The organism is Streptosporangium sp. NPDC048886, assembly GCF_055586905.1.
In genome coordinates, this window is the sequence record NZ_JBVJHH010000024.1 from 57,806 (window position 1) to 76,150 (window position 18,345).

Here is an 18,345-nt window from a genome sequence, read left to right on the forward strand (position 1 = left end):
CGCGCTAGCGGCCCGGGGCTCTGTCGAAGACGTCGCCGGGGGGCTGCCCCTGGTCACCGGTGCCGCCGTCGTCCGTGCCGTCACCGGTCCCGTCGTCTCCGGTCCCGTCGCCGCCCGCGCCGTCACCGGTGCCGTCGCCCGTCCCGTCCGGGGACTGGCTCTGGTCGGGGGACGGGTCGGCCGTCCCGTCGGGGAGCGGTGTGGGCGTGGCGGTGTCGTAGTCGTCTCCGTCGCCGTAGTCGCGGTTGCCGGAGTCGTAACCGTCGTCATAGCCGTCGTCGTAGCCGTCATAGGTGGAGTAACCGTAGTTGGACGGCTCGGCGAACTCCTTGACCGGCTTGCCCGACATCGCCTCGGTCATGAAGGCGCGCCAGATCTGGGCCGGGTAGGTCCCGCCGTACTGGGCGCTGCCGTTGACGACCACCGGCCTGTTGTCGTCACGGAACATGTCCACCGCGACCGCCAGCTGCGGGGTGAACCCGGCGAACCACACGGCCGCCGACTTGTCGGTGGTGCCGGTCTTGCCGGCCACCGGGCGGTCGTAGAGGCGGGCGGCCGAGCCGGTGCCCGCCTCGACGACCTGGGTCAGCGCGTAGGTGGCGTCGATGGCGGTCTGCTCGGTGAAGGCCCGCTCGCCCTTGACCTTGATCTTGGTGGTCCTGCCCTTGGCGTCGGTGACCGACCGGATCACGTGGGCGTCGCGGTGGACGCCCCCGGCGGCGAACGTGGCGAAGCCGGAGGCGTTCTGCACCGCGCTCACCGACGCCGTCCCCAGCGGCAGTGTGGGAAAGCCCTCCTGGCGGGCGAGCTGGTCGGCGGGGATGCCCGCGTCCTTGGCGACCTTGGCGATCTTGTCCAGCCCGACCCGCTGCCCGAGGTCCACGAAGGCGGTGTTGACCGAGCTCTGGGTCGCCTTGACCAGGTTGACCTGGCCGTAGGAGTAGTTGCCCGAGTTGGGGATGCCCCTGTCGCCCGAGGTGACGTGCAGGGGCGAGTTGCCGTCCACGCGGGTGTCGAGGCCGAAGCCGTTGTTCAGGGCGGCCGCGAGCGCGTACGCCTTGAACGTGGATCCGGCCTGCACCTTGGCCGAGAAGGAGTTGTCGAACTTGTTGGCCTCGTAGCTGGGCCCGCCGTAGAAGGCCACGACCTCGCCGGTGGCGGGGTCGACGGCGGCCAGGCCGGTGCGGACCTTGGCCGAGGTGCCCTCGGGCAGGACCGAGGTGACGGCCCGCCCGGCGGCGGCCATCAGCCCCTTGTCGAAGGTCGAGACGATCTTCAGGCCACCCTGGTTGATGGCCTCGTCGGTGTATCCCATGCGCTTGAGCTCGGCCGTCACCTGGTCGAGCATGTAGCCCTCCTGGCCCTTGGGCGCGAAGATCGCCCTGGGCTTCTTGAGGGTGGGGAAGGCGGTGGCGGCGGCCTGCTCGGGGGTCAGGGCCCCGGTCTGCACCATGCCGTCGATCACCGACTGCCAGCGCGCCCTGGCCGCCTCCAGGTCGGTGCCCCGGGGGTCGGCGAAGCGGGACGGCTGCTGGATCACCGCGGCGAGGTAGGCGCCCTCCGCGACGGTCAGCCTGCCGACGTCCTTGCGGAAGTAGGCGTCGGCCGCCGCCTGGATCCCGTCGGCCCCCCGGCCGAAGTAGATCGTGTTGAGATACTGCTCCAGCACCCAGTCCTTCGACTTCGACTGGTCCACCTTCAGGGAGATCAGGACCTCCTTGAGCTTGCGGGCGACGGAGCGCTCCTGGCTGAGGCCGCTGTAGTAGTTGCGGACCATCTGCTGGGTGATCGTCGAGCCGCCCTGGAGCTGCTGGCCGGTGACCGTGGACCACATGGCGCGGAAGGTGCCCTTGAGGGAGACGCCCTTGTCCTCGTAGAAGGACCGGTTCTCCGCGGCGATGACCGCGTCCCTGACGCTCTCGGGTATCTGCGACAGGGCGACGCTCCTGCGGTTCACGCCCTGCTTGGCCAGCACGGTCTTGCCGTCGCGATAGTAGATCACCGAACCCTGCGCGGTGGCCCTGGGCTGCGTGCTGTCCGGGATCGGCGTCATGACCCACGCCACCCCGAGGAGGCCGATCATCGAGAGCACGGCGGCGCCGGCGACGACGAGCGCGATCCGCAGGACTCTCCGCCGCGGACCGCCCCTCTCCTGCCCCTTCTCCTGGCCTCTCTCCCGGCCCTTCAGCACGCCCGAACCCCCATCCACTCCGCATTCACCCCCCGTGAGCAGTGCGGACCGTAAGGGTAAACGATGGATAACGGTGTCTGAACCCCGCTTGGGATAGTACGGCTAGCTCTTCCCCTGGCGCGGTACATCGGCCACCAAAGGAAGGACCCGGTATGGCACGGGTGTGTCCAGCGCGATCACCGACGAGGTCCGGACCACCCCGCGAACGTCAACAATCAGGTCGATGACCCTCTGCAGATCGGCATTGCTGCGCGCCACCACGCGGCAGTGCATGTCGTCGCCGCCGGTGATCGTGTGCACCTCCAGCACCTGGGGGATCGCCGCGAGCTGGTCGGCGACCGGGTCGTGCCCGCTGACCTGACGGATCTGCAAAGTGACGAACGCGGTCACGTCGTAGCCGAGCGCGGCGGGGGCGATGTCGGGGCCGAAGCCGGTGATCACACCCCGGGCGGCCAGCCGGTCGAGACGGGCCTGCACGGTGCCCCTGGCGACGCCCAGCCGCCGGGAGCACTCCAGCACGCCGAGCTTGGGCTCCCCCGCCAGCAGGGCGATGAGCCGGGCGTCGAGTTGATCAATCGTCATGATGTACAGGCACTCCGGTGGAACAGGCGGACAGATATACAAATTGTCCACTAATTCAAGTGACTGTTGCACAACCAGCCCATCAATACAGAGGGTGTGCGTATGAGCGACAACTTTCCCGTGAACGGTATGGACGCGGTGGTCTTCGCCGTCGGCAACGCCAAGCAGGCCGCCCACTACTACTCCAGCGCCTTCGGTATGAAGCTGGTGGCCTACCGGGGTCCGGAGAACGGCAGCCGTGACGAGGTGGCCTATGTCCTCACCTCCGGCAGCGCCCGGTTCGAGTTCCGCGGCGCGGTGCGGCCCGGCACCGGCGTCGCCCGTCACGTGGCCGAGCACGGCGACGGCGTGATCGACCTGGCCATCGAGGTCCCGGACGTGGAGGCGGCCTACGCCCACGCGCTGGCCCAGGGCGCCCAGGGCCTGGCCGAGCCGTACACGCTGGAGGACGACCACGGCAAGGTCGTGCTCGCGGCGATCGCCACCTACGGCGAGACCCGGCACACCCTGGTCGACCGGTCCAACTACAGCGGCCCCTACCTGCCCGGCTACGCCGCCGCGGAGCCCATCGTCGCGGCCCCCGACGTGAAGAACGGCCGCCTGTTCCAGGCCGTCGACCACTGCGTCGGCAACGTCGAGCTCGGCAAGATGGACGAGTGGGTGGAGTTCTACAAGCGGGTCATGGGCTTCACCAACATGGCGGAGTTCGTCGGCGACGACATCGCCACCGAATACTCGGCCCTGATGTCCAAGGTGGTCGCCGACGGCACCCGCAAGGTGAAGTTCCCGCTCAACGAGCCGGCGATCTCCAAGAAGAAGTCGCAGATCGACGAGTATCTGGAGTTCTACGGCGGCCCGGGCGTCCAGCACGTCGCGCTGGCCACCAACGACATCCTCAGCACCGTCGACCACATGCGCGCGGCCGGGGTGCAGTTCCTCGACACGCCCGACTCCTACTACGACGACCCGGAGCTGCGCGCCCGCATCGGCCAGGTCCGCGCCCCGATCGACGAGCTGAAGAAGCGCAGGATCCTGGTCGACCGCGACGAGGACGGCTACCTGCTGCAGATCTTCACCAAGCCGGTGCAGGACCGCCCGACGGTGTTCTTCGAGCTCATCGAGCGGCACGGCTCGCTCGGCTTCGGCAAGGGCAACTTCAAGGCGCTCTTCGAGGCGATCGAGCGCGAGCAGGACCTCAGGGGCAACCTGTAACGGCTCTTGGCTTTGCCGAGGTGAGTCCCTGGTGATCACAGGGTCATGGGACCACCGCCACCGCCGCCGCCGGACGACTCTGGATCAGCCCCCTGGTCCGCCCCGCCCCCCGGGCGGGGTCCCGGCGGCGGGCCGGCGCCCGTGAGACTCGGCGGGCGATGGCGCCGCCTGATCGCGGGCGTCCTCGACATCGTCATCGTCGGCCTGATCTCCTCGCCGTTCACCTACGAGACGTTCACCACCGTCTGGGACACCGACAAGGACATCTTCGTCCGGGTGCCCGTCCAGCACACCTTTCTGGCGGCCCTCATCGGTTTCCTCTACTACTGGCTGCTGACCGCCTTCTGGAACGGTCAGACGCTGGGCAAGAAGCTGTTCGGCCTGCGCGTGGTCGACGACAGCGGGCGCAGGGTCGGGGTCGGGCAGGCCGCGGTGCGCGAGCTGGTGGCGTGGCTGCTGTACGCCACCTGCTGCCTGGGCTGGATCAACCTCGCCTTCATCCTTTTCACCCGACGCAAACAGGCCATCCACGACATCGCCGCCAGGACATTGGTCGTAGATGCCTGATCGCCCCAGGTCAAGCACCTGTCTGGCGTAGTCTGCCGTTCGGTGGTCCGGTCCGACCGGGCTCGGAAAGGGGATTTCAGGGCATGGCGTCCGGTCGGCTGGCTATCGCGGCAACCGCCACTCTTCTCGGCTTACTCGGCTCGGTCGCCTGTTCGGCGTCACAAGGGGAGAGCGTCAGCTCCGAGGGCGCGGCGCCCTCCGGCGCCCTCGGCTCCGCCCCGCCGCGGGCGGCGGGCACGATCGGCGCCCCCGGGATCGGAGACCCCGACTTCCCCACCGACGGCAACGGCGGCTACGACGTCGACCGCTACCGGCTCAAGCTCGCCTACGACCCCGCCGCCAAGCGCCTCTCCGGCGTGGTCGGGATCGAGGCGAGGGCCGTCCAGGACCTGTCCAGGTTCAACCTGGACCTGCGAGGGCTGGAGGTCGGCCGGATCACGGTGGACGGCCGTCCCGCCAGGTTCGAGCGGGTCAAGGACGAGCTCATCGTCGCCCCGGCCGAGCCGATCCGCGGCAGGTCCGGCTTCACCGTCGAGGTCGCCTACGCCGGAGAGCCCAAGCCGGTCACCGGCTCCTCCAACCTGGGCACCTACGGGTTCATCCCGACCGAGGACGGCGCGTTCGTCACGGCCCAGCCCAACGGCGCCAAGACCTGGTTCCCGAGCAACGACCACCCGGCGGACAAGGCGCTCTACGACTTCGAGATCACCGTCCCCGCGGGGCTGAACGTGCTGGCCAACGGCGAGCTCGTCGGCGAGCCGAAGACCAGCGGCGGCAAGACGACCTTCGTCTGGCGGGAGAGCCACCCGATGGCGAGCTATCTGGCCACCATCACGATGGGCCGCTTCGAGCTGCGCCAGGGCAAGACGGCGGCGGGGATCCCCAACCTGGCGGCGGTGGACCCGCGCTACCGCGACGCGCTCGACACCCTCTACACCCAGTCGGGGCAGATCACCGACTACTGGAGCACGGTGTTCGGGCCCTACCCGTTCTCCTCCACCGGCGGCGTGATCGACGACTTCACCGCCGGATACGCGCTGGAGAACCAGACCAGGCCCATGTACGGCGGGTTCAACCCGGACGAGGGCATCATCGCCCACGAGCTGGCCCACCAGTGGTTCGGCGACAGCCTGAGCATCAGGCGCTGGAAGGACCTCTGGCTCAACGAGGGCTTTGCGACCTACGCCGAGTGGCTGTGGTCGGAGCACAAGGGTGACTCCACCGCCGAGAGGATCTTCCGCGGCCACTACGCGGCCGGCCCGTCCGCCGCCATCTGGAGATACCCGCCCGGTCGCGCCAAGCCGGAGGACCTGTTCAACAACTCGGTCTACACCCGCGGCGGCATGACGCTGCACGCGCTCAGGCAGCGGATCGGCGACCCGGTGTTCTTCAAGCTGCTGAAGACCTGGACCGCCGAGCACAAGTACGGGAACGTGACGACCGAGGAGTTCGTGGCGCTGGCCGAGAAGCTCTCCGGCAAGCAGCTCGACAGCCTCTTCGAGGCCTGGCTGTTCACGGCCGGGAAGCCGACCGAGTGGTGACGGCCCGGCGGCGGGTCAGCCGAAGATGAGCCGGTAGCCCTCCTTGCGCAGCGACGCGAGCACCTCGTCGGAGTGGGCGGGGCCCTTGGTCTCCAGCTGGAGCTGGACCTCGACCTCGCCCAGGTGCACGCCGAGCCGCTCGTGCACGATGTCGAGCACGTTCGCGCCGAGCCCGCCCAGCTTGGTCAGCAGCAGCGCCAGCACGCCCGGCCGGTCGGGCAGCGGCACCCGCAGGGTCAGATAGCGTCCCGCCGCTGCCAGGCCGTGCCGCAGGACCTTGGCCAGCAGCAGCGGGTCGATGTTGCCGCCGGAGAGCACGGCCACCACCGGCGGCTCGAAGACCTGCGGCTCGGCCAGGATCGCGGCCACCCCCGCCACCCCCGCGGGCTCGACGACCTGCTTGGCCCGTTCGAGGCAGAGCACCAGCGCCCGGGAGATGTCGCTCTCGGTGACCGTCACGACGCTGTCGACCAGGTAGTGGATCAGCTCGAAGGGCAGCTCGCCGGGGCGGCCGACCGCGATGCCGTCGGCCATGGTGGCGGCGGGCTGGACCATCACCGGCCGCCCGGCCGCCAGCGAGGCCGGGTAGGCGGCCGCCCGCTCGGCCTGCACGCCGACGATCCGCACGCCCGGCCGGAGCGACTTGACCGCGAGCGCGACCCCGGCGGTCAGCCCGCCGCCGCCGAGCGACATCACGATGGTGCCGACCTCGGGGAGCTGCTCCAGGATCTCCAGCCCGATCGTGCCCTGCCCGGCGATGACGTCCGGGTGGTCGAAGGGGTGGATGAACACCGCCCCGGTCCGCTCGGCGTGCTCCTTGGCGCTGGCCAGCGCGACGTCTACGGTGTGGCCGGCGAAGACGACCTCGGCGCCGTAGGAGCGGGTCGCGGCCACCTTGGGCAGCGGCGCCCCCTCCGGCATGTAGACCGTCGCCCTGGCGCCGACCAGACCCGAGCCGAGCGCCACCCCCTGGGCGTGGTTGCCGGCGCTGGCCGCCACCACGCCGCGGGCCCGCTCCCCCTCGCTCAGCCCGGCGATCCTCACATAGGCTCCGCGCACCTTGAACGACCCGGAGCGCTGCAGGTTCTCGCATTTGAGGTGGACCGGCCCGCCGATGGCGTCGGACAGCACGTGCGAGTGGAGCAGGGGCGTCCGCAGGGCCACGTCGGCCAGGAGCTCACGGGCGGCGACCACGTCGTCGTAGGTCACCTGAGGGTGGGACATGCATGCCATCCTCCCACCCGCGCCCGGTACGGCCGCGCCCGGCGCGGCCGTACCGGGCAGGCGCGGCAAGTCCTCCGAAGGCCACAGTTGACCATACTTCGCTCGACGAAGTATGGTCCTCCGCATGGCTAAAGGACCACCTGCGGTCAGCGAGCCGACCTACTTCATCCTCGCCTCGCTGCTCGACGGCCCTCTGCACGGACACGGAATCATCAAGCAGACCCTGGAGCTCTCGGAGAACCGGGTGAGGCTGCCGGTCGGCACGCTCTATGGCGCGCTCGACCGGCTGGCCGCCGCCGGCCTGATCGCCGTGGACCGCGAGGAGGTCGTCGACGGCCGGCCGAGGAGGTATTTCCAGCTCACCGACCAGGGCCGGCACCTGGTGTCGGCCGAGGCCCTGCGCATGCAGCAGGCCGCCTCGGTCGTGACCCGGCGGATCCTGCGCCCGGGATCGGCGTTCTCGTGACCGCCGTGACAGAACACCGCGCCGCCACGGGGGCGGGCGCGGGAGTTCTGGAGCGGCGCTACCGGCGGCTGCTGCCGGCCTATCCCCGCGCCTACCGGTCGGGATACGGCGACGAGCTCATCGCCACCCTGCTCGACACCGCCGAACCGGGGCGCACCCTGCCCTCGCTCCGCGAGTCCTCCGCGCTGGTCGCCGGCGGACTGCGGACGCGGGTGATCTACGCCGCGGCGCGGCCCGCCTGGGTCGACGGGGTCCACCTCGGGGTCCTGGCGCTGTCGGTCGCCCAGTTGGCGATGCTGGTGCCGTACGCGACGACCGTCCCGCTCTGGGTGGGGCTGTCGGCGCTCGCCGTCCTGCTGATCATGCGTGGCCGGGTACGGCTCGCGCTGCCGGTGGTGGTGCTGGTCGCGGTGAAGGTGTGCGCGATCACGCTGGGCCGGCCCTGGCTGGACCGGACCCTGCTGCCCGTCGACCCCGACCGGTTCTGGGACGCCGGAGCGCTCTACGGAGGCGGTGGCCCGGTGGCACCGATGATCGGCTACGCGCTGGCCGTCCTCGGCCTGCTGGTGCTGGCCGCCCACGGGGGACGGCTCGGCAGACGCTCCTGGTTCTGGCTGCCGGCGGTCCCGCTGCTCGCCGGCGCCGACCCGGCGGGGCTGGACTTCCCCGCGGCCGGCGGGTCGCACGCCATGGCCAGGGTCGGGCTGGAGATCGGGGTGCTCCTGCTCGCCGTCCGGGCCGGTCACGTGGCACAGGACCTGCGCTGGGCGACGGCCGCCGGCATCTACCTGCTGCCGGTGCTGGCGGTGTACGCCGAGAACCTCGGCAGCCACTCCGAGCGGGACCTGGCCCATCTGGCCGTGCTGATCCTCCTCACCGCGTCCGCCGCGGCCATGCCGTACCACGCGAAACGGCACGTCCCCCTGTGACGGCCGCTCGGCCCTCCTGACTCCTCGGCTCTTCCCGGCTCTCAGCCCTTCCTCCTGGAAGTTCTCTCACCGTGGGCGGCGCCACTGCCCCTCACGAGCATGCCCGCACATCAGAACGGGGTCACCCGATGTCACGAGTTCTCACCGCCATGCCCGCGGCCGCCCTGGCCCTGGCCGTGCTCACCGGCTGCGGCGCGGGGGCGGCGCCGTCCGCCGCGCCCGCCGGCGGCAAGGCGTCCGCGCCCGCCGATCCGCTCGGCAAGCGCCGCCAGGCGGAGGCGATGCGCGCCGACTGCATGAAACAGAAAGGCTTCAAGTACATCCCGAACGTCTCCCCACCGAGGCCGGCCGACAAGGACGGCCTGCTGCGGCGGAGCGGCGACTACGCGGCGATGCGCGAATATCGCGAGAAGCACGGCTTCGGGATCTTCTTCGTCTTCGCCTATCCCGACGACCCCGAGGAAGGCCTCAACCAGCCCCTTCCCGACCCCAACATGAAGCTGGCGGAGTCGTTCTCCATGACCCAGTTCGATGCCTGGAACGCCGCTGACGACGCCTGTTACGTGACGGTGTTCGCCAAGCTGACCGGCAAGAAGATCTCCTCCGAGGACGACCTCTACGAGCGGGCAGATGCCCTCTACCTCAAGACCAGCCGGCGCCTGCTCGACGGCGACCCCCGGCTGGCCGAGCTGGCCAGGGACTTCGGCGACTGCCTCAAGGGCAAGGGCTACCCGGTGACCTCGCTCAAGCCCACCGCGATGGAGACCCGCGGCTGGGACATGTTCGCCAAGCAGCGCACCGCCGTGATGGACAAGCGCAAGGAGTCGGGGGCGACGGGCATCGACGCCCTGCGGCCGCCGCCCGACGTGGCCAGGCCGTACCTGGCCAAGGAGATCAAGGCCGCGCTCGACGACCTGGAGTGCGGCAAGGACTTCTACGCCGAGTACTTCCCCAGGAGCGTGAAGCTCCGGGACGAGGTCTGGGACCAGTTCGGCCGGAAGGAGGGGCTGCTGCCGTGGTGAGGCCGGCGGGGTGAACGGGCGGCGGTGAGCCGGGACGGGCGAGGTGTGGTGAGGCGGGTGGATCGACCGTGGCGAAGATGAGGCGGGTGGACCGACCGTGGTGAGATCGAGGAACCGGGTGCTGAGCGGCATCGTGGCCGGGGTCGTCGTGGTCGCCGGCACCGGATGGGCGGTCGGCACCCGGCTGCGCTCCCCCGCCGACGAGGCCGCGCTGCGGCAGCCCCCCAAGCCGTCCCTGATCACCTCCCCCGTCGTGCGGAAGAAGCTGACCAGCACGGTCGCCGTGAGCGGCACCCTGGCGTACGGCTCGCCGCTGCCCGTCGCCCTCGCCGGGGTGGTCGGCGGCACCGCCGAGGCCCAGCGGGTCACCCGGGCCCCGCGCCCCGGCAGGATCGCTGAGGGTTCGGTGCTGATGGAGGTCAACGGCCGCCCGGTGTTCGCCCTGCGCGGCAAGGTCCCCATGCACCGGACCATCGCGCCGGGCACCGCCGGCGCCGACGTCAGGCAGCTTCAGACGGCGCTGCGCCGACTCGGGTCCGGCGCGCCGGTCACCGGCGTCTTCGACCCCGCGACCACGGGCGCCGTCCAGCGCTGGTACACCAAGCGGGGCTACAAGGTCCAAGAGCCCGACCTGGCCGCCAAGCAGACCAGGGAACAGCTGCGCCAGGCCGTGCAGGCCGCCGAGGAGGCCCTGCTCACCGACCGCGAGGCCCTGGAGGCCGGGCGTGACGTCATGCCGCTGAAGCTCAAGTTCGACAACGCCCGCGAGGACCTGCGAACCGCCGAGGGCGCGCTGGAGGAGGCGGGTTCCGCCGACCTCACCGCCGAGGAGACCCGTCAGCTGGAGGACCTGCGCCGGGCTGTACGGGCCGCCGAGGAGGAGGCGCTGGCCGCCGAGCAGGCCCTCGCCGCCGCCAAGCCCGAGGACGACAGGCGGCTGCTGGAGATGAAGGTCTCCAACGCCCAGCAGAACCTGGAGTCCGCCCAGGCGGCACTCACCGCCTTCGGGGAGCAGGCGGGGGCCGGCAAGGAGAAACGCCTCGAGGATCTGCGCAAGGCCGTGCGGCTGGCCCGGGAGTCCGTGGTCACCGCCGAGCAGGCGCTGCGCCAGGCCCGCCGGAACTCCCCGCTCCGGCTGAAGATCGCCAACGGCCGCGAGAACGTGGCGAGCGCAAAGGCGATCCTGACTGAATACATGAAGACGTACGGCGTCGGCGTCCCGCCCGGCGAGATCGTCTTCCTCCCCTCGCTCCCCGCCCGGCTGGACAAGGCGTCGGTGAAACCCGGCGACGCCGTGGAGGGCAAGGTCGCCACCGTGACCAGCTCGGCCTTCGCGGTGACCGGCTCGGTGGACAGCAAGGAGGCCAAGCTCCTGCGCAAGGGCATGAAGGCGACGATGGAGACCACCGACGGCACCAGGTTCCCGGCCGTGCTGAGCGCGACCGGGGAGGCGGCCGAGCCGCCCGAGGATGAGGGGAAGAAGTCCGGAACCGGCGGGACCTCCGACGAGAAGCTGGGCTCGGTGCCGGTGCTGCTCACCCCCGCGGTCACCAAGGGCCTGCGGGAGCTGGTCGGCGTGCCGGTCACCGTGAAGATCTCCGTCGGCGCCACCGGGGGCGCCGTGCTCACCGTGCCGGTGGCCGCGGTCGTCACCTCGGCCGACGGCCGGCCGCGGGTCCAGGTGGAGGTGCCCGGCGGCGGCGACGAGGTCCGCGACGTCGAGATCAGGACCGGCCTCACCGCCGACGGCGACGTCGAGGTGCGGCCCGTGAGGCCGGACGCCCTGAAGGAGGGCGACCGGGTGGTGGTGAGCGGCGATGCCTGACGTCATCCGCCTGGACGGCGTCAGCCGGGTCTTCCCCACGGAGCCGCCCGTGCTCGCGCTCTCCAAGATCAGCCTGCGTGTTGAGCAGGGGGACTACATGGCCATCGTGGGCCCCTCGGGGTCCGGGAAGTCCACCCTGCTCAACACGTTGGGTCTGCTGGACCGGCCCACCTCGGGCTCCTACCTGCTGGATGGGATCGAGACGACCACCCTGAAGGACGGCGCCAGGACGAGGCTCCGCGGGCGCAAGATCGGGTTCGTCTACCAGTCGTTCCACCTGCTCGCCCATCGGACGGTGGCGGAGAACGTCATGCTCGCCGAGGTCTACGGCCGAGGCGGGAGAGGCGTCTTGAGCGTCCGGGGCGACCGGAGTGCCCCGGGCACCCGTGACGGCCGTACTCAGCGTGAGGGGGCGGCAACCGCCCCGGCGGGCGCCCGGGTGAGCGCGGTCACCGGCCGGCACGGCCGGCGGGGGCGGCGCGCACGCGCCGAGAAGGCCCTGGAGAAGGTCGGGATGACCCACCGTCTCGATTTCCCGCCCGACCGGCTGTCCGGCGGCGAACGCCAGCGGGTGGCCATCGCCCGCGCCCTGATGGGCGGCCCGTCGCTGCTGCTGTGCGACGAGCCCACCGGCAACCTCGACAGCAGCAACACCGCGGCGGTCCTCGACCTCTTCGACGACCTCCGCGACCAGGGACTCACCCTTCTGGTCATCACTCACGAGGACGCGGTGAGCGCCCGCGCCGGCCGCCGGGTCCGCATCAGCGACGGCGTCCTCACCGAGGAATGACCATGGACATCCGCGACCTCTGGGCCGAGGCCCTCGCGGGCATGCTCGCCCGCCCCGTCCGCTCCGCGCTGACCACGCTCGGCACCGTCCTGGGCATCACCACCCTCGTCATCACCCTGGGCGTCGCCGCCACCGCCGGCAACCAGATCGTCGGCCGGTTCGACGAGCTGACCGCCACCGCGATCACCGTCGAGGTCCCCGACAAGCCCGCCCCCCTGGTGACCTGGGACGCGCCCGCCTCCCTCGCCCGGCTGCGGGGAGTCACCTCGGCCGCCGCGCTCGCCCAGACCGACGAGAGCTCCAACCTCCAGGTCACCTCCAACACCCTGGTGGACCCCACCAGGGTCACCGGCCAGACCCTGGCCGTGATCGCGACCGGGCCGGAGCTCCCGCGGGCGGCCCGCGGCCGGATGGTCGAGGGCCGCTTCTTCGACGTCGGCCACATCGAACGGCGCGACCGCGTGGTGGTCCTGGGCGACCAGGCCGCCAGGATGCTCGGCGTCACCCGCCTCACGAACGCCCCCGCCGTCTTCATCGAGGACCGCGCCTACACGGTGATCGGCATCCTGGGAGACCTGCGCCGGGAGCAGATCCTGTCCACCGCCGTGGTCGTGCCGCCCACGATCGGCGCCGACTTCGGCCTGAGGAACGTCACCCGGGTCCTGGTCAACACCACCCTCGGAGCCGCCGAGCTGATCGCCGGCCAGGCACCGGTCGCGCTGAGCCCCAACCATCCCGACGAACTCCAGCTGGTCGCCCCGCCCAGCCCCAAACGCGCCCGCGACGGCGTCCAGGACGACGTCAACGGCCTGTTCCTGATCCTCGGCCTGGTGTCCCTGGTGGTCGGCGCGGTCGGCATCGCCAACGTCACCCTGGTCACCGTGATGGAGCGCGTCGCCGAGATCGGCCTGCGCCGCTCCCTGGGCGCCGCCCGCCGCCACATCGCCGCCCAGTTCCTGCTGGAGTCCACGCTGATCGGCATGACGGGCGGCGTGATCGGCGCCGGCCTCGGCCTGGTCGCCGTCGTCGCCATCTCGGCCGCCAAGCAGTGGACCCCCGTCCTGGACGCCCGCCTGGCGCTGGCGGCCCCCCTCGCCGGCGCCCTCGTGGGTCTCCTCGCGGGCCTCTACCCGTCCCTGCGGGCCGCCCGCATGGAGCCCGTGGACGCCCTGCGCTGAGTCCGGCGACGATCGCGGACCCGGGTGACCGGGTCCCGGTACGCCACCCGCCCGCGCTTCACCGCGCTGGACCGCTCACCCGCCGGCGGCGGCCGCGCGGGCGAGGAAAAGGGTCCGCTCGCGCTCGTTGCGGGTGAGCGCGGCGGCGCGTCCGAACTCCTCGCGCGACTCGTCGAGGCGGCCCAGCCTCGCGAGCAGTTCACCCCGTACGGCGGGCAACTGCGGATAGTCCCTGAGCGCGCGCTCGGCCATCAGCCCGTCCACGATCTCCAGGCCCCGCGCCGGGCCGTACGCCATGCCCACCGCGACCGCGCGGTTCAGCTCCACGACGGGGGAAGGGGCGACGTGGGCGAGCAGCCGGTAGAGGGCGGCCATCCGCTCCCAGTCCGTATCCTCGGCCGACAGCGCGCGGGCGTGGCAGGCCGCGATTGCGGCCTGCAGGCCGTACGGGCCGAGCGTGCCGAGCGCCTCGGCGCGTCCGAGCGCGTCCAGCCCGCGGCGGATGAGCAGCCGGTCCCACAGCCCCCGGTCCTGGTCGAGGAGCAGGACCGGCTCACCGCTCGGGCCCGTCCTCGCACGGGTGCGGGACGCCTGGATCTCCATCAGGGCGACGAGGCCGTGTGCCTCGGCCTCCTTCGGCATGAGGCCCGCCAGGATCCGGCCCAGGCGCAGCGCCTCCTCGCAGAGCGAAGGGCGCATCCAGTCGTCGCCGGCGGTCGCCGAATAGCCCTCGTTGAAGATGAGATAGACGACCTCCAGGACCGACGAGAGCCGCCCGGCCAGCTCAGCCGGCGCGGGCATCTCGATCCGTACTCGCTTGTCGACGAGTGCGCGCTTGGCCCGGACGATCCGCTGTCCGACGGTCGGTTCAGGCACGAGGAAGGCCCGCGCGATCTCCTCCGTCGTCAGGCCGCCGAGCAGGCGGAGGGTGAGCGCCAGGCGACCTTCGGTGGACACCACGGGGTGGCAGGCCGTGAAGAGCAGGCGCAGCACGTCGTCGCCGATGTGGTCGTCGAGGGCGTCGTCCAGCTCGGCCTCGGTCGACTCCTGGCGGATCTCCATGTCCCGGCCGACCTCTTGGAGCTTCTGCTCGTACCGGGTCCTGCGGCGCAGCAGGTCGATCGCCCGGTGCTTGGCGGTGAGCATGAGCCATGCGCCGGGATTATCCGGAACGCCCGACTCCGGCCACTGCTCCAGCGCGATGACCAGGGCATCCTGCGCCAGCTCCTCGGCCAGGCCGACGTCGTGCAGCATCCGGGCAAGTCCCGCGATCACCCGAGCGGACTCGATCCGCCAGACCGCCTCGACCACTCGATGAGGATCTCCAACCGTCATGGCCACCGATCCAAGCACCTCATCCCCGCCCGCGGCACCTTTCATCCTGACATGCATCCGAACAAGTGACCGGCTGGGATGAGGGTGCCCGCAAATGCGCGCGCCCCCGGCAAGGACCCTGGTGGGGGTCCCGGCCGGGGGCGCTGTCACGATGTGCCGCAGATCACGGCTGGCGGTGGGGCTACGCGGGGGCGGCGAAATCCTCGGGACCGAAGACGCGGAGGACCTCAGCCTCCCCCTCCCAGCCCTCCCAGTGGTCACGGTGGATCTTCAGGAAGCGGGAGGTCCACTCGATGGCCTCCTCCTTCGATCGGACCTGGTAGAGGGCGTAGCTGACCAGTTCCTTCGCCTCGGCGAACGGGCCGTCCGTGACGCTCAGCTTTCCCCCGGTGAGCTCGACCCGGGCGCCTTGGGCGCTCGGGGCCAGCCCGGCGGTGTCGAGCAGGGCGCCGGCCTTGGTGGCCTCCTCGCCGAGCTTGGCGATGGCCTCCATCAGCTCGGCGGGCGGCGGAGTGGCGGGCTGGGCGGTGACCTTGAGGATGATCATGTATCGCATCGTGGGTCTCCCTCGATCTCGTTTCCTGGATGGTGTGGTGGGTGGGTTCAGACGCGCTTGGGCGTGGTGTGCCGGTAGAGGTGGAGCGACAGGGCCGAGAGCCAGATCCAGACGATCACGACTCCCGCGACGAAGCTCAGGTTGGCCCAGACGGCGCCGGCACCGGTCGCGACCGCGGTGAAGGCCGCGAGGAACAGCACGCCGGTGACCCGGGAGTAGACGGCCCATCCCGTACGGCCCGCGGCGGCGAACCGGTGGCCGATGACGAAGCAGGCCGCGATCAGGCAGAGGAAGCCGACGGCGCCGCAGGCGAAGTGGAGCATCCCATGCCAGCTGATCGCCCCCGGCCCCTCCGGCGTCCCCGCAGGAAAGCCCATCGCCGGGTCCGCCCGGAAGATTCCCGCGCCGATCAGGCTCACGCCGTACGCGCCGACGAGCCGGGGGGTCCAGGTCGCGCCGCGTCCCGGGGTCAGAGCCCGGCGCAGGCCGGCCGCGCAGGCGAGGGTCGTCAGCGCGGCGACGATCAAGTTGGTGATCTGTATCCAGCCGAGGCCGCCGTTGGCGAGCAGGCTCCACTGGTGGCGGGCGAGGTCGAACCCGTCCCGGCTCAGCGCCTGGGCCAGGGAAACCACGATGTAGACCGGCCCGGCGATGACGCCGTAGCCCAGGAGCGACCTGGTGACGCTCGTCCGCGGGTCGCAGGTCACCGGGTTCGCGTTCCTGGTCATCTGCTGGGTCATGGCCTTCTCCTATCGAGTCTGGGGCTGGTTGTCGGGTTCCTCTCGGCCCTTTGACTACGCTTCGAACGGCACCACGCCGATTCGACAGGTCCGCCGAATCTTTTTCAAGATTCTTTGAGGCGCTTGTTTTCACAGGTCGGAGCCGGAGGTCGGTGACGACCTCGCGTCCTGGGCGGCTCCGGAGCCTGGAGGATGCCGGCGAGGTCCGTCCGCCCCTGAAGCCGCCGCCGGTACGGCGTGGCGGCGGTACGGCCGGGCGCGCTGGACGGGCGGCGTCCCGCGGAGCCCGGCCCCGTACGGCGGGGCGCGCCAAGGGTGCGCGGCCGTACGGGATCGTGGGCACATGACCGTCGGTGAGTCCGGTACGCGACCGTCAGCGGGTCCAGTACGCGACCGTCAGTGAATCCAGTAGCGGTCGGCGCCGAGGATCAGGGCCGCGGCGCCGACCAGGCCCGCGTCCTGGCCGAGAGAGGCCGGCACGACCCGGACCCGCCGGGCGAACTCCATCCGGGTGTGCTCCCTGAGCGTGGCCTCCAGCGGGTCGAACAGCAGCCGGCCGCCCAGGATCAGCCCGCCGCCCACTCCCGTGGACACGACCATGCCGAGCATGTTGGCGCTGCCCCGCCCCGCACCCCGCCAGTGCTCGGCGGCGGCCAGGCAGACGGCGTCGTTGTGGACGCGCACCGGCACGCCGGGGAAGCGCTCGGCGAGCCGGGCCCGCAGCGGGAAACCCCGCCACCCCGGCATGTTCAGCGGGGAGACGGCCCCCTCCGGCCAGGCCGTCGGGCCGCCGCAGCCGATCCCGACGCCGGCGAGCGCGCCGTCGGCCGTGGAGCCGGCCGGCACGGAGTCGATCAGCTCGCCGAGCGCCTTCCACAGGGTCCGCGCGTCGCCGCCGGACGGGTGGCCCGCACGTTCCCGTCGAGGTCCACCAGGGCGACGGCGAGCTTCGTCCCGCCGATGTCGACGGCAGGCGCCGATCCGGACATCTAACGATCGTATGGCCGGCCCGCGGCCGGCTGAGAGGAGAAGGCCAGGACGGAGGCGGTGAACCCGTGCACATGGTTGTGCCCGCTGACCGGGCCGACCTCCCCGGCCGCGAAGAACCCGGCCACGCTGATCGGGCCGAGCGTGTCGCGGAGGGCGACCGCGTCGTGGTCGGCGCTGCCGAACATGGCCGAGCCCCGGCCGTTGCAGGAGAACAGCAGGGCGCCGTCCACCCGGCCGAACTCCTCGCGGTGGGCGTCGAGCAGCTCGTAGAGGTCCTCGTCGGCGGTGGCCGCGTCGCGGACCTGGAAGCGGACGGTGCGGCCGATCTCGACGACGTCGCCGATGGCCACCGCCTCCCTCTCGGGGTCGATCCCGAGCACTCCCCTGATCAGGAAGTCGCCGCGCTCGTGCCGCTCGGCGTATTCGTCCATGGCGACACCGATCTGCAGGCCCGAGGCGACCAGGTCCCGCTCGTCCTCGTCCAGCGCGCTGACGATCTCCTCCAGCCGGGCCAGAGCCGGCTGGCCGGCGAGTTCGAGGAGCAGGTTGTCCTCGACGGCGGTGACGGCCATCGTCGGGCCGATCGGGCGGCACCCCTGGCTGACCACGGTGCTGATGTTGACGGGGCCGCTGAGCAGCACCCCGACGGCGCCCTCGGTGTAGACCTCCCCGTCGGCGAACAGCCGCACCGCGCCCCGGCCGCGCAGGGCGTTGGCCAGCCCGCCGATCAGCGGGAGGTTGCCCAGCACCTCCTTGGAGCGCTCGACGAACCCGTCGGTGGGGAAGCTGTAAGGATCGGTGAACAGGATCGCCGCGTGGTCGTCGGGGTGGCGCTCCGGCAGGCCGACCACGACGAAACGGTCCTCGGTCCGTAACGTGTCCAGCGCGAAGGTCGTCAACCGGGCGCCCGCCAGGGTGGCGGCCCAGACGCTCACCGCGGGGGTCACCTCGACTCCCTGGCCGTCACCGATCACCCCCGTGGCGCTGCAGCCGAGCACCGAGGCGTCGAGGGTCATGTCCATCACGCGCAGTCCCGCGCGGGAGACCTCGTCGGGATCCTCGCCGCAGATGAAGAAGCAGACCAGGTCAGGGGGTGCGGTCAGACCCGCCAGGGCCTGACGCACCGCGGTCTCGGCGGCGGTGACCAGGTCGGCCCCCACCGCGAGACCATCGGCGAAACGACTTGTCAAAAGCACC

At 71.4% G+C, this 18,345-nt stretch carries 18 protein-coding genes; 9 read left to right on the forward strand and 9 right to left on the reverse strand.

Features of this window, described 5'->3' with window-relative positions; all coding sequences use genetic code 11:
• Positions 1-4: 4 nt before the first annotated feature.
• A complete protein-coding gene (locus ACZ6R6_RS28180; RefSeq protein ID WP_470098237.1) occupies positions 5-2,209 on the reverse strand; it encodes a transglycosylase domain-containing protein in 2,205 nt (734 codons plus the stop codon).
• Between the two features lie 84 nt (positions 2,210-2,293).
• On the reverse strand, positions 2,294-2,773 hold the full coding sequence (locus tag ACZ6R6_RS28185; protein ID WP_470098239.1) for an Lrp/AsnC family transcriptional regulator: 480 nt from the start codon (positions 2,771-2,773) through the stop codon (positions 2,294-2,296).
• Between the two features lie 102 nt (positions 2,774-2,875).
• Here ACZ6R6_RS28185 and hppD point away from each other — a divergent pair, with 102 nt between their 5' ends.
• From hppD to ACZ6R6_RS28200, 3 genes are all read left to right on the forward strand, one after another.
• Positions 2,876-3,985, forward strand: a complete 1,110-nt coding sequence (hppD, locus tag ACZ6R6_RS28190; RefSeq protein ID WP_470098241.1) for a 4-hydroxyphenylpyruvate dioxygenase — start codon at positions 2,876-2,878, stop codon at positions 3,983-3,985.
• 141 nt (positions 3,986-4,126) lie between these two features.
• Positions 4,127-4,552: an RDD family protein gene (locus ACZ6R6_RS28195; protein ID WP_470098243.1), complete on the forward strand. Its 426-nt coding sequence runs from the start codon at positions 4,127-4,129 to the stop codon at positions 4,550-4,552.
• Between the two features lie 83 nt (positions 4,553-4,635).
• Complete coding sequence (locus ACZ6R6_RS28200; protein WP_470098245.1) at positions 4,636-6,093, forward strand: M1 family metallopeptidase; 1,458 nt, start codon at positions 4,636-4,638, stop codon at positions 6,091-6,093.
• Positions 6,094-6,108: 15 nt separating this feature from the next.
• On the opposite strand, the gene ilvA is transcribed toward ACZ6R6_RS28200, so the two are convergent.
• On the reverse strand, positions 6,109-7,317 hold the full coding sequence (gene ilvA / locus ACZ6R6_RS28205; protein WP_470098247.1) for a threonine ammonia-lyase: 1,209 nt from the start codon (positions 7,315-7,317) through the stop codon (positions 6,109-6,111).
• A gap of 124 nt (positions 7,318-7,441) precedes the next feature.
• Between ilvA and ACZ6R6_RS28210 the strand changes: the two genes are divergently transcribed.
• The 6 genes from ACZ6R6_RS28210 (at position 7,442) to ACZ6R6_RS28235 (ending at position 13,527) form a co-directional block, all read left to right on the forward strand.
• Complete coding sequence (locus tag ACZ6R6_RS28210; protein ID WP_470098249.1) at positions 7,442-7,783, forward strand: PadR family transcriptional regulator; 342 nt, start codon at positions 7,442-7,444, stop codon at positions 7,781-7,783.
• Positions 7,784-7,788: 5 nt separating this feature from the next.
• Positions 7,789-8,712: a hypothetical protein gene (locus ACZ6R6_RS28215; protein WP_470098251.1), complete on the forward strand. Its 924-nt coding sequence runs from the start codon at positions 7,789-7,791 to the stop codon at positions 8,710-8,712.
• A gap of 128 nt (positions 8,713-8,840) precedes the next feature.
• Complete coding sequence (locus ACZ6R6_RS28220) at positions 8,841-9,734, forward strand: hypothetical protein (RefSeq protein ID WP_470098253.1); 894 nt, start codon at positions 8,841-8,843, stop codon at positions 9,732-9,734.
• Between the two features lie 97 nt (positions 9,735-9,831).
• Positions 9,832-11,559, forward strand: a complete 1,728-nt coding sequence (locus ACZ6R6_RS28225) for a peptidoglycan-binding protein (RefSeq protein WP_470098255.1) — start codon at positions 9,832-9,834, stop codon at positions 11,557-11,559.
• Positions 11,552-12,349: an ABC transporter ATP-binding protein gene (locus ACZ6R6_RS28230; protein WP_470098257.1), complete on the forward strand. Its 798-nt coding sequence runs from the start codon at positions 11,552-11,554 to the stop codon at positions 12,347-12,349. The genes ACZ6R6_RS28225 and ACZ6R6_RS28230 overlap by 8 nt, the downstream gene beginning before the upstream one ends.
• 2 nt (positions 12,350-12,351) lie before the next feature.
• Entirely contained in the window at positions 12,352-13,527 is a 1,176-nt protein-coding gene (locus ACZ6R6_RS28235) for an ABC transporter permease (protein WP_470098259.1), read from the forward strand.
• Positions 13,528-13,602: 75 nt separating this feature from the next.
• On the opposite strand, the gene ACZ6R6_RS28240 is transcribed toward ACZ6R6_RS28235, so the two are convergent.
• From ACZ6R6_RS28240 to ACZ6R6_RS28265, 6 genes are all read right to left on the reverse strand, one after another.
• Positions 13,603-14,862 carry an RNA polymerase sigma factor gene (locus tag ACZ6R6_RS28240; RefSeq protein ID WP_470098261.1) on the reverse strand — a complete coding sequence of 420 codons (1,260 nt, stop codon included), beginning with the start codon at positions 14,860-14,862 and terminating at the stop codon, positions 13,603-13,605.
• Between the two features lie 181 nt (positions 14,863-15,043).
• The gene (locus ACZ6R6_RS28245; RefSeq protein ID WP_470098263.1) at positions 15,044-15,418 is read right to left on the reverse strand and encodes a YciI family protein; all 375 of its coding nucleotides are present in this window, start codon (positions 15,416-15,418) and stop codon (positions 15,044-15,046) included.
• A gap of 47 nt (positions 15,419-15,465) precedes the next feature.
• The gene (locus tag ACZ6R6_RS28250; protein ID WP_470098265.1) at positions 15,466-16,158 is read right to left on the reverse strand and encodes a DUF998 domain-containing protein; all 693 of its coding nucleotides are present in this window, start codon (positions 16,156-16,158) and stop codon (positions 15,466-15,468) included.
• A gap of 396 nt (positions 16,159-16,554) precedes the next feature.
• Positions 16,555-17,004 (reverse strand): ROK family protein, encoded by a 450-nt coding sequence (locus ACZ6R6_RS28255; protein ID WP_470098267.1) that lies wholly within the window; start codon positions 17,002-17,004, stop codon positions 16,555-16,557.
• A gap of 8 nt (positions 17,005-17,012) precedes the next feature.
• Positions 17,013-17,147 (reverse strand): hypothetical protein, encoded by a 135-nt coding sequence (locus ACZ6R6_RS28260; protein WP_470098269.1) that lies wholly within the window; start codon positions 17,145-17,147, stop codon positions 17,013-17,015.
• Positions 17,148-18,344 (reverse strand): FIST signal transduction protein, encoded by a 1,197-nt coding sequence (locus ACZ6R6_RS28265; protein ID WP_470098271.1) that lies wholly within the window; start codon positions 18,342-18,344, stop codon positions 17,148-17,150.
• Between the last annotated feature and the right edge of the window lies 1 nt (position 18,345).

Excerpts from the sequence above, each read along its gene's own strand:
- ACZ6R6_RS28245 (WP_470098263.1), bottom strand. The coding sequence starts at position 15,418 with ATGCGATACATGATCATCCTCAAGGTCACCGCCCAGCCCGCCACTCCG.
- ACZ6R6_RS28260 (WP_470098269.1), bottom strand. The coding sequence starts at position 17,147 with ATGTCCGGATCGGCGCCTGCCGTCGACATCGGCGGGACGAAGCTCGCC.
- ACZ6R6_RS28200 (WP_470098245.1), top strand. The coding sequence starts at position 4,636 with ATGGCGTCCGGTCGGCTGGCTATCGCGGCAACCGCCACTCTTCTCGGC.
- ACZ6R6_RS28235 (WP_470098259.1), top strand. The coding sequence starts at position 12,352 with ATGGACATCCGCGACCTCTGGGCCGAGGCCCTCGCGGGCATGCTCGCC.
- ACZ6R6_RS28250 (WP_470098265.1), bottom strand. The coding sequence starts at position 16,158 with ATGACCCAGCAGATGACCAGGAACGCGAACCCGGTGACCTGCGACCCG.
- ilvA (WP_470098247.1), bottom strand. The coding sequence starts at position 7,317 with ATGTCCCACCCTCAGGTGACCTACGACGACGTGGTCGCCGCCCGTGAG.
- ACZ6R6_RS28210 (WP_470098249.1), top strand. The coding sequence starts at position 7,442 with ATGGCTAAAGGACCACCTGCGGTCAGCGAGCCGACCTACTTCATCCTC.
- ACZ6R6_RS28220 (WP_470098253.1), top strand. The coding sequence starts at position 8,841 with ATGTCACGAGTTCTCACCGCCATGCCCGCGGCCGCCCTGGCCCTGGCC.
- ACZ6R6_RS28185 (WP_470098239.1), bottom strand. The coding sequence starts at position 2,773 with ATGACGATTGATCAACTCGACGCCCGGCTCATCGCCCTGCTGGCGGGG.
- ACZ6R6_RS28230 (WP_470098257.1), top strand. The coding sequence starts at position 11,552 with ATGCCTGACGTCATCCGCCTGGACGGCGTCAGCCGGGTCTTCCCCACG.
- ACZ6R6_RS28240 (WP_470098261.1), bottom strand. The coding sequence starts at position 14,862 with ATGACGGTTGGAGATCCTCATCGAGTGGTCGAGGCGGTCTGGCGGATC.
- hppD (WP_470098241.1), top strand. The coding sequence starts at position 2,876 with ATGAGCGACAACTTTCCCGTGAACGGTATGGACGCGGTGGTCTTCGCC.